Origin of the sequence: Fibrobacter sp. (assembly GCF_017551775.1) — a bacterium.
Taxonomy (GTDB): Bacteria; Fibrobacterota; Fibrobacteria; order Fibrobacterales; family Fibrobacteraceae; genus Fibrobacter.
This window is the reverse complement of sequence record NZ_JAFZKX010000040.1, coordinates 23,062-45,099: the sequence shown is the minus strand read 5'-3', so window position 1 is coordinate 45,099 and position 22,038 is coordinate 23,062. Positions and strand designations below refer to the sequence as shown.

General features: G+C 45.5%; 14 protein-coding genes. 5 read left to right on the top strand and 9 right to left on the bottom strand.

Going from position 1 to position 22,038, the window contains the following annotated elements:
* Window positions 1-76: 76 nt before the first annotated feature.
* Window positions 77-1,741, bottom strand: a complete 1,665-nt coding sequence (pgi, locus tag IK012_RS05045; protein WP_290951403.1) for a glucose-6-phosphate isomerase — start codon at window positions 1,739-1,741, stop codon at window positions 77-79.
* 155 nt (window positions 1,742-1,896) lie between these two features.
* Here pgi and IK012_RS05040 point away from each other — a divergent pair, with 155 nt between their 5' ends.
* A complete protein-coding gene (locus tag IK012_RS05040) occupies window positions 1,897-3,645 on the top strand; it encodes a 1-deoxy-D-xylulose-5-phosphate synthase (RefSeq protein ID WP_290951400.1) in 1,749 nt (582 codons plus the stop codon).
* Between the two features lie 640 nt (window positions 3,646-4,285).
* Here the strand turns inward: IK012_RS05040 and IK012_RS05035 are convergent.
* Genes IK012_RS05035 through IK012_RS05005 form a run of 7 tightly spaced genes read right to left on the bottom strand, consistent with a single transcriptional unit; the run spans window position 4,286 to window position 15,983 of the window.
* On the bottom strand, window positions 4,286-6,052 hold the full coding sequence (locus tag IK012_RS05035; RefSeq protein WP_290951397.1) for a hypothetical protein: 1,767 nt from the start codon (window positions 6,050-6,052) through the stop codon (window positions 4,286-4,288).
* Window positions 6,052-8,493: a hypothetical protein gene (locus tag IK012_RS05030; RefSeq protein WP_290951395.1), complete on the bottom strand. Its 2,442-nt coding sequence runs from the start codon at window positions 8,491-8,493 to the stop codon at window positions 6,052-6,054. Before IK012_RS05030 ends, IK012_RS05035 begins: the two co-directional genes overlap by 1 nt.
* Entirely contained in the window at window positions 8,490-9,938 is a 1,449-nt protein-coding gene (locus tag IK012_RS05025) for a hypothetical protein (protein WP_290951392.1), read from the bottom strand. The genes IK012_RS05030 and IK012_RS05025 overlap by 4 nt, the downstream gene beginning before the upstream one ends.
* Window position 9,939: 1 nt before the next feature.
* Window positions 9,940-13,086, bottom strand: coding sequence for an ATP-binding protein (locus tag IK012_RS05020; protein ID WP_290951389.1), 3,147 nt, complete (start codon window positions 13,084-13,086; stop codon window positions 9,940-9,942).
* The gene (locus IK012_RS05015; protein ID WP_290951386.1) at window positions 13,083-14,537 is read right to left on the bottom strand and encodes a lipopolysaccharide kinase InaA family protein; all 1,455 of its coding nucleotides are present in this window, start codon (window positions 14,535-14,537) and stop codon (window positions 13,083-13,085) included. Before IK012_RS05015 ends, IK012_RS05020 begins: the two co-directional genes overlap by 4 nt.
* A 6-nt stretch (window positions 14,538-14,543) precedes the next feature.
* Window positions 14,544-15,269, bottom strand: a complete 726-nt coding sequence (locus IK012_RS05010; RefSeq protein ID WP_290951383.1) for a PP2C family serine/threonine-protein phosphatase — start codon at window positions 15,267-15,269, stop codon at window positions 14,544-14,546.
* Window positions 15,270-15,272: 3 nt separating this feature from the next.
* On the bottom strand, window positions 15,273-15,983 hold the full coding sequence (locus IK012_RS05005) for a VWA domain-containing protein (protein ID WP_290951378.1): 711 nt from the start codon (window positions 15,981-15,983) through the stop codon (window positions 15,273-15,275).
* 56 nt (window positions 15,984-16,039) lie between these two features.
* On the opposite strand from IK012_RS05005, the gene IK012_RS05000 reads away from it, so the two are divergent.
* Window positions 16,040-17,614, top strand: coding sequence for a sigma 54-interacting transcriptional regulator (locus IK012_RS05000; protein WP_290951437.1), 1,575 nt, complete (start codon window positions 16,040-16,042; stop codon window positions 17,612-17,614).
* 101 nt (window positions 17,615-17,715) lie between these two features.
* Here the strand turns inward: IK012_RS05000 and IK012_RS04995 are convergent, their stop codons facing one another.
* A complete protein-coding gene (locus IK012_RS04995) occupies window positions 17,716-18,093 on the bottom strand; it encodes a hypothetical protein (RefSeq protein ID WP_206673114.1) in 378 nt (125 codons plus the stop codon).
* A 114-nt stretch (window positions 18,094-18,207) separates the two neighbouring features.
* Here IK012_RS04995 and IK012_RS04990 point away from each other — a divergent pair, with 114 nt between their 5' ends.
* The 3 genes from IK012_RS04990 to IK012_RS04980 all read left to right on the top strand — a co-directional run bounded on the left by IK012_RS04990 (window position 18,208) and on the right by IK012_RS04980 (window position 21,955).
* Entirely contained in the window at window positions 18,208-18,975 is a 768-nt protein-coding gene (locus IK012_RS04990) for a ZIP family metal transporter (RefSeq protein ID WP_290951371.1), read from the top strand.
* A 21-nt stretch (window positions 18,976-18,996) separates the two neighbouring features.
* Window positions 18,997-19,560, top strand: a complete 564-nt coding sequence (locus tag IK012_RS04985) for an HD domain-containing protein (protein WP_290951367.1) — start codon at window positions 18,997-18,999, stop codon at window positions 19,558-19,560.
* A 61-nt stretch (window positions 19,561-19,621) separates the two neighbouring features.
* Entirely contained in the window at window positions 19,622-21,955 is a 2,334-nt protein-coding gene (locus IK012_RS04980; RefSeq protein ID WP_290951365.1) for a SpoIIE family protein phosphatase, read from the top strand.
* The last annotated feature ends 83 nt before the right edge of the window (window positions 21,956-22,038 follow it).

Below are 22,038 nucleotides of genomic sequence, written 5' to 3'. Positions count from 1 at the left end.
GCATTGGATAACCGACGCAGTCATGCACGAAGTGCAATGACATGTCACCCTGGAGTGCAAAGCACGATAGGGTCCATTAAGCCTGGTGAGCCTTGAACCACTTGATCAGCCCGTTGGTGGAGCTGTCGTGGCCCAGTTCGGCGTCGGCCTTGGCGAGTTCCGGGAGGATCTTCTTGGCGAGCTGCTTGCCGAGTTCAACACCCCACTGGTCGTAGCTGTTGATGTTCCAGATAACGCCCTGCGTGAAGATCTTGTGTTCGTACATGGCGATGAGGGCGCCGAGCGTTTCCGGGGAAACGTAGTCCATCATGATGGAGTTGGTCGGCTTGTTGCCTTCGAACACCTTGTGCGGAGCGAGGAATGCGATTTCTTCTTCGCTCTTGCCATCCTTGCGGAGTTCTTCCTGGGCCTGGGCGAGCGTCTTGCCGTTCATCAAGGCTTCGGGTTGGGCAAAGAAGTTGGAGAGCAGCTTCTGGTGATGGTCGCCGACCTTGTTGTGGCTGTTGGCCGGGGCGATGAAGTCGCAAGGAATCATCTTGGTGCCCTGGTGGATCAGCTGGTAGAAGGCGTGCTGGCCGTTGGTGCCCGGTTCGCCCCAGAGGATCGGGCCGGTCTGGTAGTCGACGCGCAGGGAATCGCGGTCAACGGTCTTGCCGTTGGATTCCATGTCGGCCTGCTGGAAGTAGGCGGCGAGGCGGTGCAGGTACTGGTCGTACGGGAGCATCGCGTAGCTGGAAGCGCCGAAGAAGTTGTTGTACCACACGCCGATGAGGGCGAGGATAACCGGCATGTTCTTGTCGGCCGGAGCGGTCTTGAAATGCTGATCCATTTCGTAGGCGCCCTGGTGGAGCTTCATGTAGTTTTCGAAACCGATGCGGAGAGCGATCGAGAGACCGATGGCAGACCACAGGGAGTAACGGCCACCGACCCAGTTCCAGAATTCGAACATGTTGGCGGTGTCGATACCGAAGGCGGCGACGGCTTCGGTGTTGGTGGAAAGCGCCACGAAGTGCTTCGCGATGGACTTCTCGTCACCGTTGAAAGCCTTGAGGACGGCGGCCTTGGCCGTTTCGGCGTTGGTCATGGTCTCGAGGGTCGTGAACGTCTTGGAAGCGACGATGAAGAGCGTCTCTTCGATGTTCACCTTCTTGAGCGTCTCGGCCATGTGAGTGCCGTCGATGTTAGAAACGAAGTAGACTTCCGGAGAGGTTTCGCCGGCGATCGGCTTTTCGGCATACGGCTTCAAAGCTTCGGTGACCATCACCGGACCGAGGTCGGAACCGCCGATACCGATGTTCACCACGTACTTGATGGACTTGCCGGTGTGGCCCTTCCACTTGCCGCTGCGGACGAGGTGGGTAAAGTCTTCCATGTGCTTGAGCACGGCGCGAACTTCGGGCATCACGTCCTTGCCGTCGACGCAGATGGCGTCGTTGCCCTTGTAGCGGAGTGCGGTGTGGAGCACAGCGCGCTTTTCGGTGGTGTTAATCTTTTCGCCAGCGAAGTACTTGGCGCGCATGTCGTCGAAGTTGGCGGACTTGAGCAGGTCCTGGAGCTTCGCCATGGTCTCGTCGGTGATGATGTTCTTGGAGTAGTCCAGGAAGAGTCCGCAGGCCTCCAGGCTGAACTTGCCGGCGCGGGCCGGGTCCTTCGCGAAGAGTTCCTTCATGTGCCAGGTCTTGGCGACTTCGGCATGGGCTTCGAGGGCCTTCCATTCCTTAGAATCTGTCAGTTTCGACATAGATTAATCCTTTCCGCATGCGCGGTTTTTTGTTGCGGGGGTAAAAATAGAAAAATAGAGAGGTGGCATGGTTCGATGGCCCGTTTTGGAACTTAAATGGGGCTGCAGGTAGTATATTTGTAATGAACACTCAACCACCCCGAAGGCGGTTCCTTATGCTGATGGAAAAAATCGCGTCCCCTGCCGACGTCAAGAAGATGGACTCTGAAACCCTCAAGACGCTGGCTGGCGAAATCCGTACGGCCCTCCTCAACAAGATTTCAAAATGCGGCGGACACCTGTCGCCGAACCTCGGATTCGTGGAAGCGACCATCGCGCTGCATTACGTTTTTGAATCCCCGAAAGATAAAATCGTCTACGATGTGTCGCACCAGAGCTACACCCACAAGATTCTGACCGGCCGTGCCGAAGCGTTTTTGAATCCGGAAAAATACTGGAGCGTCACGGGCTACACAGAACCCTGCGAAAGCGAACATGACCACTTTATGATTGGCCATACCTCGACCTCGGTGAGCCTCGCTCTCGGACTGGCGACCGCACGCGACATCAAGGGCGAATCGGGCAATGTGATTGCCGTAATCGGTGACGGTTCCTTGAGCGGTGGCGAAGCGTTCGAAGGCCTCGACAATGCGGGCGAGTACGCGACGAACTTTATCGTGGTGGTGAACGACAACGAAATGTCCATCGCCGAAAACCACGGCGGACTCTACGCGAGCCTCGCGGAACTCCGTGCCACGCAGGGCAAAAGCGAAAACAACTATTTTAAGACCCTCGGGTTCGACTACCTCTATGTAGAACAAGGTAACGAAATTGAACCGCTCATCGCAGCGTTCAAGCAGGTGAAAGATTCCAAGAAACCCGTCGTGGTGCACATCTACACGCTCAAGGGCAAAGGCTACAGCTTTGCGGAAAACTCAAAGGAGGGTTTCCACTGGGCGGCACCGTTTGATATTCCGACCGGCGTCATCAACTGGGGCAAGGGAGAATCGTACGGAGGCATCCTCGGCGATTACCTGATGAAGAAAATCAAGGCGGACCCGAAGGTGGTCGTGATCCATTCCGCCGTGCCTGCGGGCATCGGGTTCTTTGCCGACCAGCGCAAGGAAGCGGGCAAGCAGTTCATTGACGTGGGCATTGCCGAAGAGCACGCCGTGGCGCTTGCATCCGGCCTCGCGAAGGGCGGAGCAAAACCGATTTATAGTACGCACGGCACGTTCATCCAACGCACCTACGACCAGCTTTCGCAGGACCTCTGCGCGAACAACAACCCGGCAACGATTCTCGTGACCATGTCGGGTGCCGACGGCATGAACGACACCACGCACCTCTGCATATTCGACATCCCGATGATGAGTAACATCCCGAACCTGGTATACCTCTGCCCGACCTGCGTGGAAGAGGCCGTCGCCATGATGGACTATGCGATTGACCAGACGGAACACCCGATCGCCATCCGCATCCCGAATGGAGTTGCGCACAGGAATACCGCGTTCGACAAGGATTACTCCAGGCTGAACACGTACAAGGTTGACAAACGTGGAAGCAAGGTGGCATTAATCGGTCTCGGGAGCTACTACACCCTCGCCGAAGAAGCCGCTGCAGAACTTGCAAAGTCGGGAATCGACGCGACCATTGTCAACCCGCGATTTGCCACAGGCATCGATTGCGAGGTATTGGATGGCCTGCGCACCGACCACCAGATTGTCGTTACTTTGGAAAACGGTGTTGTGGACGGCGGCTTTGGCGAGAAGATTGCGCGTTATTACGGCAATACCGGCATGAAGGTACTCGTGAAGGGCCTCAAGAAGGAATTCTACGACAAGGTGCCCTACGGCGAGCTCATGGAAAGGAACCGCCTCACGCCCAAGCAGATTGCGGAAGATGTGACGGCGACGGTGGGGTAGGCCGCTGAAGTGAAAACTCCCCCGAGGGCAAAACCTGGGGGAGAGAATTATTGGCCGTTATCTGCCTTTAGGCGGATTGCCTCCGCGACCACCGCCTGATTTGCCTCCCGTAGTGGAAGGCCAACCGGCTCCATGCGGATTGATTGGTGGTTGTCCGTTATGCTTAGACATAGGTATTACCCCCTTTATGCTGCTAAGGTTGTGTTGACTTTGGGTTTGGAATTCGTTCGAATCCACCCCGATTGAATAAGATACTGCCGTAAGTAGCGAAAATAGTCTCGCCGGAAGTTATCAAAGGTTCTCGGATCGCTCGGCGTACTGGGAATCACAACAGTCTTGTTGGCCCCTTTTGCCGTGTGCCGGATAATGACGTGCTTCCCATGCCGAGTAATCTCCCATTGCCCAGAGCGGAGCAGGTTCAGGACGAAATCACGGATTTCCTTATTGCTGGATATGTATGACATTTTGCACTCCTTGTTTGTGTTCTTCGACACTCTCAGAAAAGCAAAATGCATGCCAAAAGGAAAAAAGGCCAAAATCGCCGTTTTTGGGGTGGATAACTTACCTCACGTATAAAAAATTTCGTTATATAAGAAAAATTTTTCTTATATAGATATTCACAAATATGTTATGGACAGAATTAAATTTTTAATTCAAAAGATTCCCATTTCCCATGAAGTTTTGTGTCTTTGAATGACCATTTGATTTTGTTTCCGTTTCTGCTCCAACGGCTATGGCAATTATTGCAGGAAACCAAAAAGTTGTCATTGGTCGCCCCGTCATGCAATTTTCCTGTACTCTTACAACAGGGACATGTCAAGACTAGATTTACGAGAGTATTCCCCGCTTCAAGAATCTTTATGTCTTCGTCGCAATTCTTGCGATAGGTATATAAATCTCTTTTTTGAACTCTGTTGGTTCTTTCTTGTTCGTCAACTTGATTCTTGAATTTCTTTATATCGTAACTTTCAAGCAGGAATTTCTTGTTCAAAAGGGTGGGCACTAAATCCTTAATGAATCTGTTTTGAGTTATCTCAAATGGATATTGGTGCATAAGGATGGGCCACGCCCATTGAAGAATTATTCTTTGAATAAGTAATTTTGAAAATATGGATTGCGGGGAAATCCCCAATATCATATAGGGCTTGCAGTCTTTGAACATCTGCTGGATGGTAAAGTAGTTGCTTCCGTTATCGTTAAGATAGGGGTCACTTTGTGGATATACAAGGACCGATACCTCGCTCGTTTTTTTTGTAGGAATGCAAGATTCGTAGATGCTTGTTGGCTTTGAGGTGACAAAAACGAAACGCAGTTTTTTCTCGCGTGCCTCAAATTCAAAGCTATATGGCGTTTCTTTTGATTTGAGTTCCAAGTATGTCCAGCATTCTCTGTTTTCTTTCTTGAAGTCGTTAATGCATCGCTTGACGAATACTTTTTCGTAGTTCCGCAACGAAACTTGTTCGTCTTTTTTTTCTGTTTTGGAAAGTTTTGCGATTCGCGCTCTCTTTACCTCTTTCTGTATTTTGGGCAAATATGAATAATGCTGGTTGTTCATCAAGACATTTGTCATAATGTCGTGGTTGATGTCAACTTCAATATTGGGTATGGTTTTCAAATTGTTGAATAGCGGCGAATTCCAAAAGGCAGATATGGAACGTTGCAGGTACTTTAGAAAATCTATAGTTTGTTTCAGTAGGTCCCTATTTTCTTTTACTGTTTCTTGACTATATCGATTTAACAGGAAATTTAGTTCTTTGCCCATAGAATTGAAATCTATGTTGTTTGTTTCCTGATAATACAGTTCAATTTCGTAATAGGCGTTGTCTATATTCTTTAGCTCTTGCAGCCTTTGATTGATTAAGGAAATCAATATTTTGCAAAGCGTGTACATCAAACGGTTTTCGTAAGTTTCCCATTTGTCGTCTCTTACCAAGGAGAGAATACGCTGTGGATGAACGCCCACAAAAGAACGATTTCGCCAATCTTCGGAATGCCCTGCTAGATATTCCAAAGCGCGGGGGGCGAATTTTTTGACTCGGCTTGTTGGCTGCTTGATTTCTTCTTCTTTCAAGTCGAGAATCGGCCTGGCGACAACTTCTTTTAGATGGGTGAGAGGGTCATTTCGCCGGATTTGTTCAATATCTTTTTGGAGGAATCGCTCTAGCGGATTGCGGTCAAGGTTTTCGGGATCATCACATAGCGAAAAGAAAGATTCCTCCTTGTCATTGGCGAGTAACCGAAATGCGCTTAAAATATCGCGAGATATGGGTGTGGAGTCCTTGATTTCGATTTCATCAAAGTGGTAGATAATATTCCCTTTTTGTGCGTCCTCTTTGCTTTGTGCATAGAGACCTCCGCAATCAGGGAAATCTTTTTCAACATCTTTTTGCAAGAAGATGTCGAACATTATGCACCTCGTCTTTTTGCAGCGATGTCTTGGTCAAGAAGTTTGATTGTCGCGGAATCATCACCTAGCTTTATATTTTTCTGGATTTCATCCTTGAGTTTTACGAGCGAATCTTCTTGTACACCAAATAGTCCCGTAATTTTTCCCTTTCGGACAATCTTTGTTGCCAGGAGATGGTCTAGGGCGAGTTCCTCTGTTCCTCCTGCGGCACAGACTACCGGAACGAAATCCCTAATCTGTCTTTCGAGACGATTGCCAAAAGAAACATCAAATTCGGATTTAAGAATATCCTTGAGGGAATGTAATTTTTCAGTGACCCAATCCGATTGTTTTTCTCCCTCGCTTGATTCTTGCGCTTCTACAAAGGCGTTTCTCAAATCCTCGGCGGACCAGTGGGCAGAACCTTTTCCTACTTTATCATAGGAAGTTTTTTGAGTATTTCGTTCCATCACCATGACATGAGCACGGTCGTATGTTTTGTCGGCAAATTCCATTGTTGTTTCGTCATGGTTTGCTGTTCCGATAAACCATACGTTGGGAGGAACGATAATTTTTTCATTTTCGAGGTGCATGGGCCAACGGTCTGACTCCATAATTTCTTTGGGCATCCCAGAAAGAAGTTCAACTTTAAGGTTGTCAAATATGGAACTATTTGCTTGTTCCATTGCAGAAATGAAATCAGCAAAGTACTGTTCTGGGTGCGACAGGTTCATTTCATCTAGAATTAAGAAAAATAGACGATTTCTAAACTGGGGTGTAGATGCAGTGTACAGGCCTTTGGAGAAAGGTTTCTCATAAAACTTCTTTTCAAAAGCATTGTAGTAGCCCAGCAAATCTTGGTTATCGCGCCATCCCGCTTGAACTGGGATAATGTAACTACAGGAATCTTTTTCCGATTGACGACCATCGGAATTGTCGCCAACAATAGAGGCGAACGCCTGAGCAAGTTTGGTCTTTCCCGTTCCGCTAATACCCTGCAACAGTATTAAGCGACTCATGGCAAGTCCACCCACGAACAGCTGCAACGTTTCGCGAGTGTAGAAAAGATTTGGTTGATATTGCGTCAGTTGGTATCCAACTGCATTTACAAAATCCTTAAGGTCACCGGATTTTTGGGTAAAACTGATATATTTATGATTGCATCTGCTATCAATATTTTTGAATTCTGCAAAAATATCCTTATTCTTATCTTTTTTGGTGAGTTCATTGAGCTCTTCACGCAGTTGATCTTGAGCAGCTTTAAGGGCCTTATTGTGAGTCTCTAAAGTATTTTTATATGCAATCAGGCCATCATTGTCAACAATTTTTCTTCGATAATCCATCATCTGATTAAAGAGAGCATTCTTTTCAGCGATAGCTGCTTCATATTTATCTTTGAACGTTTCCAAATCATCTTGCATTTGCTGCTGATGTTCTGGACTCCATAGCGTATTACGCTCCAATTTGAGTTTCTCATTTTCTATGCGAAGCGAATTGATTAACTCCTTGGCTTCTTCGGCACTCATTCCATCAAGTTGCGACTTAATGTCCTTATAGCTCTTTAATTGACATAGCAGACTCTCTTTCTCCTTAGTCAATTCTGTAATTTGAGCATTATAATCACTTTTCCTCTGTTCTAATTCTCGCTTGTAATCGTCTCGAATTTCTGCTTTCACATCGTCAAAGGCCTTTTTCTTATTCTCGTATTCTGTTTTTTCAAGGATACATTTCTGTTGATTAAAATATAAAGAGGCCTTTTCTTCCTGATATTCATTAATTTGTTTTTGCAAAGATTCTCTTGTCGATTGAAGATCTTTGTTGAGTTTTTCTGTAATTTCATTTTTCCATCTAGTCTCATTTGCGATAAATCCGGCATTGGCTTCGGCTTCTCTTTGCTTAATTTCTGCGTCTAATTTATTTAAGCGCTCACTTTCTTTTTTATTCTCAGCCTCTTTTTGATCGACCTCATTTTTGAGCGTATTGAGTTTGGATTCTCTATCATCTAGTTTGTCCAAACGTTCATTGAGTCCAGTTTCTCGTTTGTCAAGATTACCTTTCTTTTCCTCTAGCTTACGCGCTTTATCTTCTTGATCTTTAGCTGTTTTTCCTAAATTTGCAATTTTGGCGTTGTAATCAGCTTTGACGCCGTCGCAATCTTTTTTCGCCATGTTGTATAAATCAATGGCTACCTTAAGATCTCTTTGCAATGTATCAAGGATGTTTTTTTCATCGTCAGACAGCTTCTTTTCGGAAGGTACTAGACTTTTAATTTTGTCTAGTAGAGACTCCTTGGGAGGCGTAGTGACCGTTGCGGAACCATCATTACTTGAAATTGCAGGAGCGCTTTCAATGGTGTCCTTTAGTGGAGAGAATAGGTTTTTCACATCGGCCATACTTATAGGTGCATGACGTTGTGGAGCGGAAGGCTGATTTTTGTTCTTATTCTTGTTCTTTTTGCTCATTTGTAGGCCTCGTGTAAAATATCCAATTGTTTCTCAATTTTATTATAGATGTTAATGTATGGATACGGAATAGGGTTTCTATCCGTGTTAAAATGATCATAGATGTTTCGTGTGTTCACCAATTCAATAATAAGTCTAAGGTCATCCTTCAACAATCCGTTTTGATCTAGCAGTGCCGCAAACCAGGCAAGCGGATTTTTAGGATGGTCAAGATAAAAGAGTAAATGCCTAATTAGTAACGACTTTAAGGATGGCTTTTTTCGGGTCATATTTCGCCATACATCTTCATTTGTCAAAGCTTTCTTTGTGACCTCGTCTAGTTCTAAATTACGCATTCTTAGACCAGCCTCTAAATAGTAACGGCGCTCTTGTTCATCCTTACGGGAAATTTTTATGAGTTCCTTATCATAAAGGGTATTTTTTGTCCTGAGAATACTTTCGTACATATTTTGCATTCGGGTAAGAAACGCATCGCTTAAATCAAGTGAGTTATCCGTATCGTCTGCTAGAATATCTTTTAATACAAAAAATCTGCAGATTTCAATAATAATATCATCATTAAAATACGGATATCTGCTCTGGATACGATCTTGAAGTGCAATAGGGATCTCTATTGATTTGAGTCCTAAAAACGCCCCCATTTTTTCATTTTGTTCAAGAGCCACATTAAGTTCATTTGCAAGAAATTCCATTGGAATTTTAGAATTGTCTTCCAACATATCAATACATTGGAAAGCTTCACCTTCAGATATCTTATTGACCTTGACTAGTAGATAATTACATATACCGGAATCTGTATCACGTCTCTCGATAGAAATAATTTTATCCGGCTGTTCGATGTAACCTGATTTAACATCATCGTAGTCAGACATGGCTATATCGCAGTCAATTTGCTGATATTCCTTCCACATACCGTAAATGTCTTCTTGCGAAATATCGGGAGCGAACTCTCCATGTTCATCTGGTCGAGGATATACAATAAAGGGCTTGATATTACAAGGTCTTCCCTTGGTTCCTCCGACAATAGAAATTCCCTTTTCAATTTGCAGATAATCAATAGATGCGAGTCCACCATTCTTTAGGGGATGAGGAATCAACTGCCCTGTCAACATAGATTGCAACACAACAATTCGAGTTTTCTTGATTTTTGTTTTGGTCTTGGTATTTCCTTCTGGCACATGCCATTTATCAATTCCTTTTGTGACTTGTCCTCTGAGATCATGTTCAAGAATATAGCGAACAAGAGATTCATCAAGATTGGTTAGTTCATGGAGCTCATGGATAGTCTTGTCACCAGTTTGGAGAAAATCTAAAATTAAGTTAGAGAAGAAATTCTCGGGAATCTCCGCTTCAGCAACCAAGATATCCCATATAACGACAGGCAAGGCGAAGTAGTCCCCCTTGGGACACTCACAAGAGTTGCAAAACAGATTTGCAATTTCCATGCTATTTCTCCTCGTCAGCAAGCTTGATGAATTCCTTCAAGGCAGGGACATCTTCTTGAGCTTTTTCAGTTTCATACATATTTCGATTCCCTACAACTACGAGGAGTTTCTTTTGTCGCGAAAAAGCAACATTTAGTCGATTTTCCGATTTCAAGAAGCCAAAGATGTTTTTGTCATTGCTGCGAACGACAGAGAAAAATACAATGTCAAATTGTCGTCCCTGAAAAGCATCAATTGACCCAATTTCCAACTGTTTGGAATCAATCCTTTTTTTCAGTTCGGCATCTGATTTCGCCATTTTATCAATGAGCCTTGTTTGGGCGCTATACGAGGCAATAACACCAATTGATTCATCGGTTTCTTTTACAATTTCCCTTATACGTTTGATAATCAGTTCCGCCTCGGCTTCGTTCGTTTTGCTTATTTTCCCGGATTCTTTACCATCAACGTTTTCCCAGACTGCGCACTTACACTCACCGTTTTTCTTTATATACCTAGAAACGTGATGAATGCAGTCGTTGGGATTTTTGCCAGTTTGAATATGAGTTTCTTCACCATAAAAATTTTTGCTCACAAAATCGCTCAATTTTTTCGGCATGCGGTATTGAGTATCAAGCGTTACTGTGCGTACAACGCCATCGTTTCGTTCCATTTTTAAGTAATTCCAAAGGGATTCAAACAGCGACTTTTCCATAAAGCCTTTTAGTTCTTCAAATCGCTCCTCAGAATCGTTGTTAGACTCCATCTGCTCCAAAATATCTTGATCAACTAATTGAGGAAGTTGTTTATGATCGCCTACCAGTATAACTTTTTTTCGTGCTAAAGTAATCGGAATGAATAGATCAAGCGGATTTGCACGAGCCGCTTCATCAATGATGACATAGTCGAATTCAAAGTTTTTTTCCCCGAGGAGCCGGACAAAAGACTCGCTTTTGGATTGCTGAACAGTCGCCGCATAAGTCATAGCGTAACGGAGCATTGCATTCCTAATAGACTTGAAGCCGACATTTTCCTTATATCCGTTCAAAATAATGTACTTTTGAATATCAGTTTGCCTAATACGCTCCTTGATATTGGGAATTATGGTCGTCTCAATATAGTCTTGAAGCATTGTGAATAGCCGATGGTCAAAAGAATTTGTCGGATTATGCACCATTTGAGCAATGCCTTCATCTTTAAGCCATTCAATCCAATCAAAATCTTCTTTGCTAGGTGTAGATTCCATCAGTTTCTGTAATCTTTCGTACCCATTCTCCACTGCATCGCAATTTAAAGAATCCTTACGCAAGTCGTAGTATTCCAACAATCGCTCAATCATTCTCTTTCCATCATCATTAAATCCCACGGGAGTCGTTCTTAACCCCATTAGGCATTGATAGAATCGATAATCCATCTGCTTGCTTTGGAATCTTTTTTTAAAATCTTTAAGAGTCGAAACTTCTGATGGCGAAAGAAAGTTATTTGTGGCCGAAAGGCCAATAATCTCTTGTATTAAATTACGAATCTCGTACGAGGATCTTGCTGCCCTTATCGCATTGAGACTCACTTGCAGCTTATCATATTCCTTGTATCGGGAGTTAATCTGCACTTTGTTTATTTGCTCATCTATCTTTTTCGCAGTTTCTTCTTGCCATTGCTGTAGCCCCCTAAAAATTTGCTCCTTGTCCTTTTGTTCCCCATAGAAACGAAATACAGGGAGTCCCCAAATTGAACTTCCATCAGCCACATTGTCAACGGCCACATGCTGAAAACTTGTCAGCAATATGCTCGGCATTTTTTCGGGATGCCTCGGGTCTGTTGATTGCAAGTATTTTTGTAATGCATTAATGACGCGAGTCTTTCCCGTTCCAGGAGGTCCTTGAATAAGAGCTATATCAGGAGTATTAAGGCAAACTTTAAGAGCCTTTATTTGAGCGTCGTTGGGCTTACTATCACCAAACGCAGCTTCTATTTGCAATTCAGTAGGCGCTTTTTTTGTAGTCGCCGAACTGAATGACGGCATCGTTGTTTTGTTTAAGATGTCTGTAATAGTGGGAATTGGGATGTTTCGCGTACGAACTTTTTCAAGAGCATCTGTCCTGCGTTTAGAGGCAATTGCCCATGGCATAAAATTAATGGCGAAACCTTCTAGTTCCAATTTTTCATTATTATTGTATTGTGGCTTTCGTTCGTTCCATTTCCAAGAGATGGTTCGTTTTTGTTCATCAATGTGTTCATTACATATTGGGTGTTTATTTTTTCCCGCGAAAACATAAATGGAATAGGCATTTTTCTGATTGCTGTTTAACTGATTGTATATGTTCTTAAAATTTTCTATTTCCTCAGTTTTATTCTGAAGTGTAGCGCTGCAATTTTCGCCTTTTGCCGAAATCTTTTCAATCCGGAGAATCCCTGATTGATTTTTATAATCCTCCAACATATTTGCATCAACCTGATTGTATTTTTCCCAAAGGTTGATGATGGAGTTTGGATCTGCAGCCTGCTTTGCCAATTGAGCGTTCAAAATAGGATCGCTTTCGACAGCATCCTGTTCCGATACAAACCGAACGTGCGCTATACCCTTTTGTATATTCAGTTTCTTTTGCGGAGACCTTTTTAAACTACTGACAAAGAGATAGTCCTTACCATTAATCTTCTTGCTTTCAATATTTGCAATATTCTTTCGTCCTAGCCATCCTCCTTCTAAACCAGGCTCATTACTCAATATTTTAAAGAATAAGTACAAATTTTCAGTTGTATGAAAAAGAAATTCGTTCTTAAACCAATCAAAAGCCTGTTCAGCATCTTTAAAGTTTTTTTTCTTAGTGACTGCTATGAGAAGAGGGGTCGGAACAACAATGTCGCACACTTGGCCTATATTCCCTTTAATAGTGGGACCGCCAAAATCCCATTGATTCAGGCCTATTTCATAGGAACCATTCGTCTGTTTGATGGAATCGACAATATAAAGAGATTCTTGATTATCTATAGATGAATTTTTAGGCAAGTATTTTTTTTCAGGATGGTTACTATTCTTGAAAAAACCACTTGGAGTAAGTTCCCAAACATCGAATCTATTGATACCGACTTTACCATCATCATCAACAATCACATCTACAAGTTGAGCCGAGGAATTGCACGCAATGATGTTTAGTTGCTCATTATTCATGCTTCACCCCAATACTTGAATTTGATTGCGCCCCTAAATTTTAAAGAAGAACTTTCTTCGGATTCATCTTCGTTGTTTATAATTTCTGTGAGAGTGTATTCTGGGAAAAAGATGTAGCATCGGCAATCCTCTTTGACTTTAACAAGGAGAGGAACATCTTTTTTTAGAGCACAATTCTTAGTTGTCTTTTCTTTATCAATCAATAAGGTCGCCTTAAGTTCATCCTGATTTGTCAGCAGAAGGCTTAACTGTTGCTTGGAAGCATTGAACGAGACTTTGATATTAGCCGATTTGGTTTCTGCCATGGGAATAATCAACAGGGCAGATGAATCTTCTAGCAAATATGTGGGATGGCTAGAACTTGTTTCTATAAGTTGTCCCCCTGTATAAATCATATTGAGCAAAAGGATGTATGGTACATGTGATTCTGTATCGCAAAAAGGACATTCGCACTTCTTGCCCATCTTAATGTAATGCTTTCCACAATTTTTGCATTTCATGAATGAATTTTCGCCTATCTGAAGAGCCTCAATCCATTCAAACAAAGCCGGTCTTGTCAAAAAATTCTTTTCACCGGAAAACGTTCTTTTAAACAGGTCTTGCAAATTCTTCGTTTCCATGACTTCGCGAAAGACGGCCGATTCTCCTACGTTATCTTCATCTTGATCATCGATAAACGGAAGATCCGCTTCCTCTTCTTTTTTCTCTATGGTTGAAATATCCATAGTAGCCGCATCAGTTACAAGTCTTCCATGAAATGGCAATTCCTGCCGAAGGGCAAAGAACGCAACTACGGCAAAACTCCATGTGTCACTTAAAGGTGTATTGAACTTATGTTCTCTTACAATTTCGGGTGCAGAGAATCCCTTAAACGATATTGAATCCTTGAAGTCTGCAGCAATGGTCATATTATCACAGTCGATAAGTTGTACTTCGCTAAATTCAGTATCGCTAGAAATAAAGATATTATTTGGGTTCAAGTCCCCATAACAGTAACCGACTGCATGTATTTGATTAAGTATTTCAGCTAGTTTACGCAAAAGTGTATAGATACGTCGAATTCCGCCGAGTCGTTCTATGTATAAAGCAAATTCTTCGCCTTTTTTGCAATGAAGACTGCTTAATGGAACCATATCTTCCATCAGTTCCATGACGTAACCATAGAAAACCTTTCCTCCCTTTATAATAGGCTTGATTTCATTTAAAGGCTTTGCCAAATTATTAGGTAAGTCTATTCTAGAACGAAGATTCCTATAACGTCTATAAACAATATTAGGATTGAAATTGTCCTTTGATGCGTAACTTAATTTAACAAGCAGATTTGGATGCTGTGTTTTATATACAGCCCCCTGTCCGCCTTCTCCAATACATTCTTTTAAATCAAATTTGCCAGCGCTTTCAGTTTCAACTACTATGATGCGATTTTCTTTTACAAGTTCTTCTGTAAACATAACAAATCACCTTCTTTCAATAGCAACGATGGTTTTGTCATCAATATGGTGTTGTGTCGGCCAATGTGTCAGTTCATCTTTTAGATTCTTTTGGGCTCGATTAATTGGAACCTTAAAAAAATTATCAAAGACAGAAACAAATTCATCCATAGCATCAGATAAAATATCTTCGCTGATTCCATCTGTCATCATAAGAATTCTATCGCTTGGAGAACTTAACTCTATCTTATTTAAACGCCAAAACGGAATGGTATCATAGTCCCCCATAGCGGAAGTTTCGTTACCAAAACCATCCTTGATTTCAGAAAACGCCTCAATCTTCCCATTGTGTCGCACAAGAGTCATTCCATCTCCTAGTTGGGCTAACCAACCTTTGCCCTTACTATTAACAATAGCAAACTGGCAGGTACAACCACATTCATCTGCCCCAAAATTACGTACATGCATTAACCATTGGCAATGTAATAGTCGCAAAAAATCTGTCGGAATATGTGATTTGTATTTACTCCATTCCTTAAAACACGGTGCGAATAATTTGCACAAAGTTTGCGCCCCATAATCACTATGAGCATGGGACCCTAATCCATCACAAACCATCACTAATAGAAATTTGTCAACATAACCAATATATGTACAATCTTGATTTGGAAGATTGTCCTTGATATGTCCAGGCCCCCGTACCGAAGCTTGGACTGTTTTCCATTTTCTACTAGTGACATATTCTAAAAGCAAATGTTAATCCTCATCAAAGAGATCCTTAACACTTTCAGAAAGGCCAATGATGTCATTCGCGCTAATTTCGCCAGGCTTGGCCGATTGCGAACTCTTAATGGCGGACATCGTGACGCATTTGAAGAATTTTTGTATTTCAGCGGCGTTGTTCGCTTTAAATACAGGAATTTCATCATTATTCACGAATTTTTTTAACATGTTTTCGTCCGCATCCGCCCCAATAGCAAGCGCAAGACGGGTCGCTTTTTTGCTCCGCTCACTATTAAGAAGTCTACTTAATGGATCTTGCCAGGAATCATTAGGCTTGCCATCAGATGCAAGAACAATAAATGGACGATATGCACGAGATGGATAAATATCTCTCCTTTCCAGCATATCTACGAGGCTTGTTAAAGCTCCACCAAGAGGTGTATTACCAACCGCCACCAACCCATCAATGGCGCTCATTTTGGATGCATCATTTGCAATTTCGCTTGCAGCCTGCGGCTCCAAAACAATATTTGTGGCATTATTGCCAAATGTTATGAGCGAAACATAGATTTCTGCTTCCAAAGATGAAGATGAAGCGTTTTTGAATGACGCAATCATATTTTTTAAAGCAAGTTTCAAAGAATCGAGCTTGCCGATTTCACTCATGCTACCGCTTACATCCGCAAGAATAATTACAGGAAGCGGGCGGGCTTGAATGTTGATGACATTGTTGAATACACTCATGGCTTACCATCCTTTGTTAATAGATATATACATTTTTTTGTGGTTTCGTGAAAAATATGGCAAAAAACGTGCCAAAAAATCAGATGGAGCGAAATAGTGGGAAAAAACGGAATTTTTTACCAATAAATCTTTTCCTAATGCGAAGTGATAAGAAAAAAATTTCCCTAAAAGCGAAAAAATTGTATATTGAAAACATGAAAAAAAAGGTGACTTTACTTACTTGGATGTCTCCCGGCCATGATCCTGGTACTTTGGAGACGTTTGTGGACAAGTTTAAATCTTCGTGTGAAATTGAAAAGATCCTATATCTTTATCAAAAAGGCTTTGCAGAAAGAAAAGACGAAATGAAAGGTCTTTTTCCCGCCATTGAGCCTATTGAACTTGCGCTAAAAAATCCAACAGCACATAAAGAGATTTATGGATTGATTAAAGATCAAATATTGCCTTTGATAAGGGATGAGAGAAACTTGATCATCAATGTATCCGCGGGTACTCCTGCGATGCATGCGGTCTGGCTCATATTGTATGCGGGTGGAAATTTTCCTAAAGGAACGCAAATAGTTTCTTCTCAAAAAGTTCCTAATTCAAATCAAACTTCGTGTGATGATGTTGACTTTCCGATAACCACTTACTTAAGCGAGTTTCGTAAATACGAAAGGGAGAATCCGAACGAACCGAGCTACGAGCCTGAGGCAAAGTCAAAAGTGCGACGGGATGCTATAGAGAAGATAAAGGTTTATGCCAGTGTCCGAAACGTTCCGCTTCTTTTGCTTGGCGAACGTGGTATTGGTAAAAGCCGCCATGTGGAATCTCATATTGCAGAAATAAAGAACAAAAAGGTTGTAGCGGTAGCTTGTGGTTCCCTAGATTCAACGTTGGCAGAATCGGCAATATTTGGTCATGTGAAGGGCGCATTTACGGGGGCTATTGAAGATAAAAAAGGTCTTTTGGAAGAAGCGAAGGGAAAAATTCTTTTCCTGGATGAGATTCAAGATTTGCCAAAATCCGTACAGCGAAAATTGGTGCGTACACTGCAAGACAAAAAGCATCGTTATCGCCCTCTTGGCAGTAATGAAGAGAATACAGCCAATATCGAACTTGTATGTGCTTCTAATTTGCCGGAAAAAGAACTGCAAGAAAGGCTAGATCCAGATTTTTATGATAGAATTTCTTTTTATAAGGTAGAACTCCCTCCACTGCGAGAATGTCGAGAGGACTTGCTTGATGACTGGCGGAAAGTGTGGAATTCGTCATGTTTAGAGAGTTCACCCCAGGAGGCTCCTGAAGACGAATGCCTTATAAGATTTTTTCGAAAATCACGACTCCCGGGTAATTTTCGCAATTTGCAGTCCGTAGCCTATCAAATTATTGCATGGAATGGCAAAAAATCAATAGAGGAAATTTTGGCAGAAATTTCATTTGAAGACGTTAAAAAGAGCGAATTCGATATTGCCGCTTTCCCTGAATTCGAAAACAAATCATGGCAAGAAGCGACCAAGTTCTTCCATAAGGCTCTTGCAAAATACGCCTGCAAAAAATATAAGACACAAGCAGATGCGGCAGATGCGCTTGGGTGTTCTTCAAAGACCCTGCAAAATTCACTGAAAGAGGGAAAAGGGATAAAGAACTAGTTCCGCATTGCTCCTTCAACATTTTTCCCGACCTCGGAGACTCATTCCCCCGAATTTCGGCTTATTTATCCGTCCAGCAACTGAACACCTGTGCAGTCCATTTAAAATGCGAGGGCGTTGATCCAATAGCAGATGGCCGTGACCACCGAAAGGGGTGTCATCACGTACTTCTCTTGCTTGCTTTTCGAGGCGAGATTGGCGAAGCTGTTCAGGGTCAGGTAGGCGGCCAGGACAATTCCGATGACCTTGGTAACCTGATGCGAAAACCACGGGGCCATATGCCCGCCGAGCTGCAGGAGTATGGCGGCGAAGAAAAGCTGCATCAGCATCTGCGTGGCGAGCACCAGGCGCAGCTTGGGCGGGAACACCTTGAATCGGCCGCCCAGGGTGAAGGCACCCAGCGGGGCCCCTAGAATCAGGGCGATGCTCATTACGACAACGACCATCAACAAAACGGCACCGATTATAGCGGTCATCATAGCCTCCAAACGAAATCTACGTCGTTAATTCTCCGTACGCTTTAAAGATATAAAATATGGCTTTGGGGCGCTTGTTTGTTATTAAATTATTAGATTTCTTTGTAAGGTAAACATATGCTGAAGGTCATTCTGATTCCATTCTTAGGGACTGTCCTCGGGTCGGCTTGCGTCTTCTTGCTCCGCCGCGAAATGGGGGAGAATCTCAAGCGCTCGATGTCGGGCTTTGCGGCGGGCGTCATGGTCGCTGCCAGCGTGTGGAGCCTCCTGATCCCGGCTATGGATGGTGCCGCTTCCCTCGGGAAGTTCGCATTCGTGCCCGCGGTCGCGGGCTTCTGGATAGGAATCCTCTTCCTCTTGCTCCTTGACAATGTCGTCCCGCACATGCACGTGAATCACGAGAAGGAGGGCCCGAAGAGCGGGCTTTCCGGGACTGCCATGCTTGTTTTCGCGGTTACGCTGCACAATATTCCCGAGGGGATGGCGGTCGGCGTGGTCTATGCGGGTTTCCTTTCGGGGAATGTCGATATTACGGCGCTCGGGGCGCTTGCGCTCTCGATCGGTATCGCCATCCAGAACTTCCCCGAGGGCGCCATTATTTCTATGCCGCTGCGCGCCGAAGGTCTTTCCCGGAAAAAATCGTTTGTATACGGTGCGCTTTCGGGCGCGGTCGAACCTGTCGCGGCGCTTTTCATGATTTTCTTCGCGGAGCATTTCGTGCCCGCCATGCCCTACCTGCTCAGCTTCGCCGCGGGTGCCATGATTTACGTTGTTGTGGAAGAACTCATCCCGGAAATGTCCGAAGGGCGCCATTCCAATATCGGTACGGTCTTTTTTGCGGTCGGTTTTTCGCTGATGATGGCGCTGGATGTTGCACTTGGCTAGTTTTTAGTATAGATTAATATTATGGATACTTCTATTCTTGACAAGGCGATCGTCTTCGCGGTAAAGGCCCACCAGGGTATGGAACGCAAGGGAAAGGGTTTCCCGTACATCGTCCACCCGATGGAGGCGGTCTCTATTGCCGCTACCATGACAAACGACCAGGAACTTCTGGCTGCCGCTGCCCTCCACGACACGGTGGAAGATACCGGCGTGAAGTATTCCGATGTCAAGCGTGAATTCGGCGAACGGGTCGCGCAGCTCGTGGAAACGGAATCCGACATCGTGGTGAACGGCAAGACGGAAGAAGAAAGCTGGCAGTTGCGCAAGTCTATCGCCATCGACCAGCTGAAGGCGGCGCCCCGCGATGCAAAAATCGTCGCTCTTTCGGATAAACTCAGCAATGCCCGCGCCATCTACCGCGACCTCAGGGAACACGGTGACGAGGTGTGGAAGCTGTTCCATGTCAAGAGCAAAAAGCAGCACGAGTGGCATTACCGCGGGCTGGTGAAGGCGCTCTCGGAACTGGAAGGCACGTTCGCTTTCGAGGAGTTCGCCGATACGGTCGACAAGATTTTCAAGAGATGATGGTGTGTGGTGGCTAGGGATTTAAAAAAACGGAAAACGGTTATTTTTTAGAGGCTTGGCTATGAAGTTAAACGTACGCGGCTTGGCGTTCAAACAATCCGCAATGATTCTCTTGGGCATCAGCGTTGTTTTCGCTGCTCTGTTCAGTTTCAGCAGTACACAGATTCAGGATAGGCTTTCCCGTCTCCTCGTGGAGAAGGGCGAAGAGATCAGCCGTGCCAACGTGGCTGTCATAAACAACCTGTTCGGTTCGTGCCGCAACTTCGGCGAAGAGATCGCTGCCAAGGTGAGCGAGCAGGGGCTTGTCGGCCAGCAACTCGACGACTTCTTGCTGCGTTCCCTTTCGGGCGTTCGTGCGACCGTGCCCCAGGTGCTGGCGGTGGTTGTCGCTTACGAGCCGGGAATGGCCCCGAGGGGTGCGCCCAAGGGCCAGTACATGAGGCTCGCGCACTATACCGAAAACGGGAACACCATCACCGATGGCGGAAACTTCCTGGAGACGACCTGGTACACGAGCACCAGGGACAGCATGAAGGGAATCTGGCAGGAGCCTTTTGTCGGGCAGTTCATCAAGGAGCCCATCGTCATTTATACCACGCCCATCTTCCGCAAGGATGCGTCGGGGAAGAAGAAGTTCGCGGGCGTCCTGTGCGTGGATATTTCCATCGCGTTCCTCAAGGACTTGGTCGCGAACATTCCCGTATCGAACAACGGCTATGCGGTGGTGCTTTCGGCGAGCAACATGGTTATTGCCCACCCGAAGGACGAACTTACGTTCAAGGGCAATTTCGGTTCCATTTCGAAGAGCGCGTCGCGCAAGCGGTTCGATGAGTTCGAAAAAGCGGTGAGCAGCATGAAGAGCGGGCTCTTCCTGGGTTCTTCGTTCGACGGCGATGAGGCGGTCATCTACTTTACGGCGATGGAGACGATTGACTGGACGTTCATGATCGTATGGCCCGCGGAGACGTTCCTCGAAGAGAAGCGTTCCGTGAACTACATGTTCGCCTGGATTGGTTTCGGCGGCTACATCGTGATGCTCGTGCTTATCCTCGTGATAACGCTGCGCGTCTCGCGCCCGCTAAAGACGCTTGCCGTAGCGGCGGAAAAACTCGGCAAGGGCGATTTCGATACGGCTATCCCGATGATCAGCGGCCACGATGAAATCTCGCAGCTCGCGACTGCCTTCAGCGACATGCGTGTCTCGCTCAAGAAGTATGTCGAAAAACAGAAGAGCCTCGACCGCATTGAACGCGATCTCGAGTTCGCGCGCGGAATCGAGATGGGTATCCTCCCGAAGGACGAATCCGAAGAGAACTGCGGCGACATGCGGCATTCGCTTGCCCCGTACCTGCAGCCCGCGAAGGAAGTCGGCGGCGCGTTCTACGACTTCTTCAAGGTCGATGACGACCATCTGGTGTTCATGATGGGCGACGTATCGGGCAGGGGTGTCCAGGCGGCGCTCGTGATGATGGTGACGCGAATCGTGCTGCGCACCATGACCATGCATGTTACCAGGGTCTCCGATATTTTCAACAAGGCCAATTACGAACTTGCTCGCCGGAACAAGGACGAAATGCCCGTGACGGTGTGGATGGGCATCATGGACCTCTGCAACGGGCATGTGGATTACGCTTCGGCGGGTCACAATCTTCCGGCGATTCGCCACAAGGACGGCTCCGTGGAAAGCCTGAAGTGCGAACTCGGCGTGGCGCTTGCCATGGACAAGGAAGCCCGCTACGAGCCACAGTCGATCGACTTGGCTCCGGGCGACATGCTGTTCTTCTTCACCGAAGGCTTTGTCAATGCGGTGAATGCCGACGGGGAACGGTTCGGCAGCACGAGGCTGCTCGTGGACCTCTCGGAAAGCGGCAACCGCGCTCCTGGCGGCGCATGCTATTTCATGAGGGAACGTTTCGACGAATTCATGAACGGTGCCGAGCCGCTCGACGATGCCGCCACGCTCTCGGTGCAGTATACCGGAGGCAGGGACGACAGGTGGGATGCCCGCGAGACGGTCGTGGACGCCGTTCCCGAAAACCGCGATGCCTTGACGTCTTTCGTCGGGGAAGTCCTCGAGCCGCTGGGCGTATCTGCCGAGGTGCGGAAACAGCTCGACGATGCCGTTGTCGAGGTGTTCGATAACGTGGTCGAGTATTCGGGAACGGACAAGGTGACGTTCACGGTGGAAACCTGCAAGACGCACGTGATGGCGCGGCTCAGCTTTGCCGATAGCCAGAATGCCTCCGCCTTTGCTGAAGATTCCGGTGAGGCGCTTTCCGCCGAGGAACGCATGTTCGAAGCCCTCGGAAAGTTCCTCTCGAACAGGAGCATGCGCGATGTCGCCTTCCGCAGGGATGGCAGCAAGAGCATCCTTACCGTGATGAAGAAAATCTAGCCTTCACGCATCGCCTGTATGCAAGAACCCCCGGCGCTTATGCGTCGGGGTTCTTCGTATCAAGAATGGTTCAATGCCGCTGC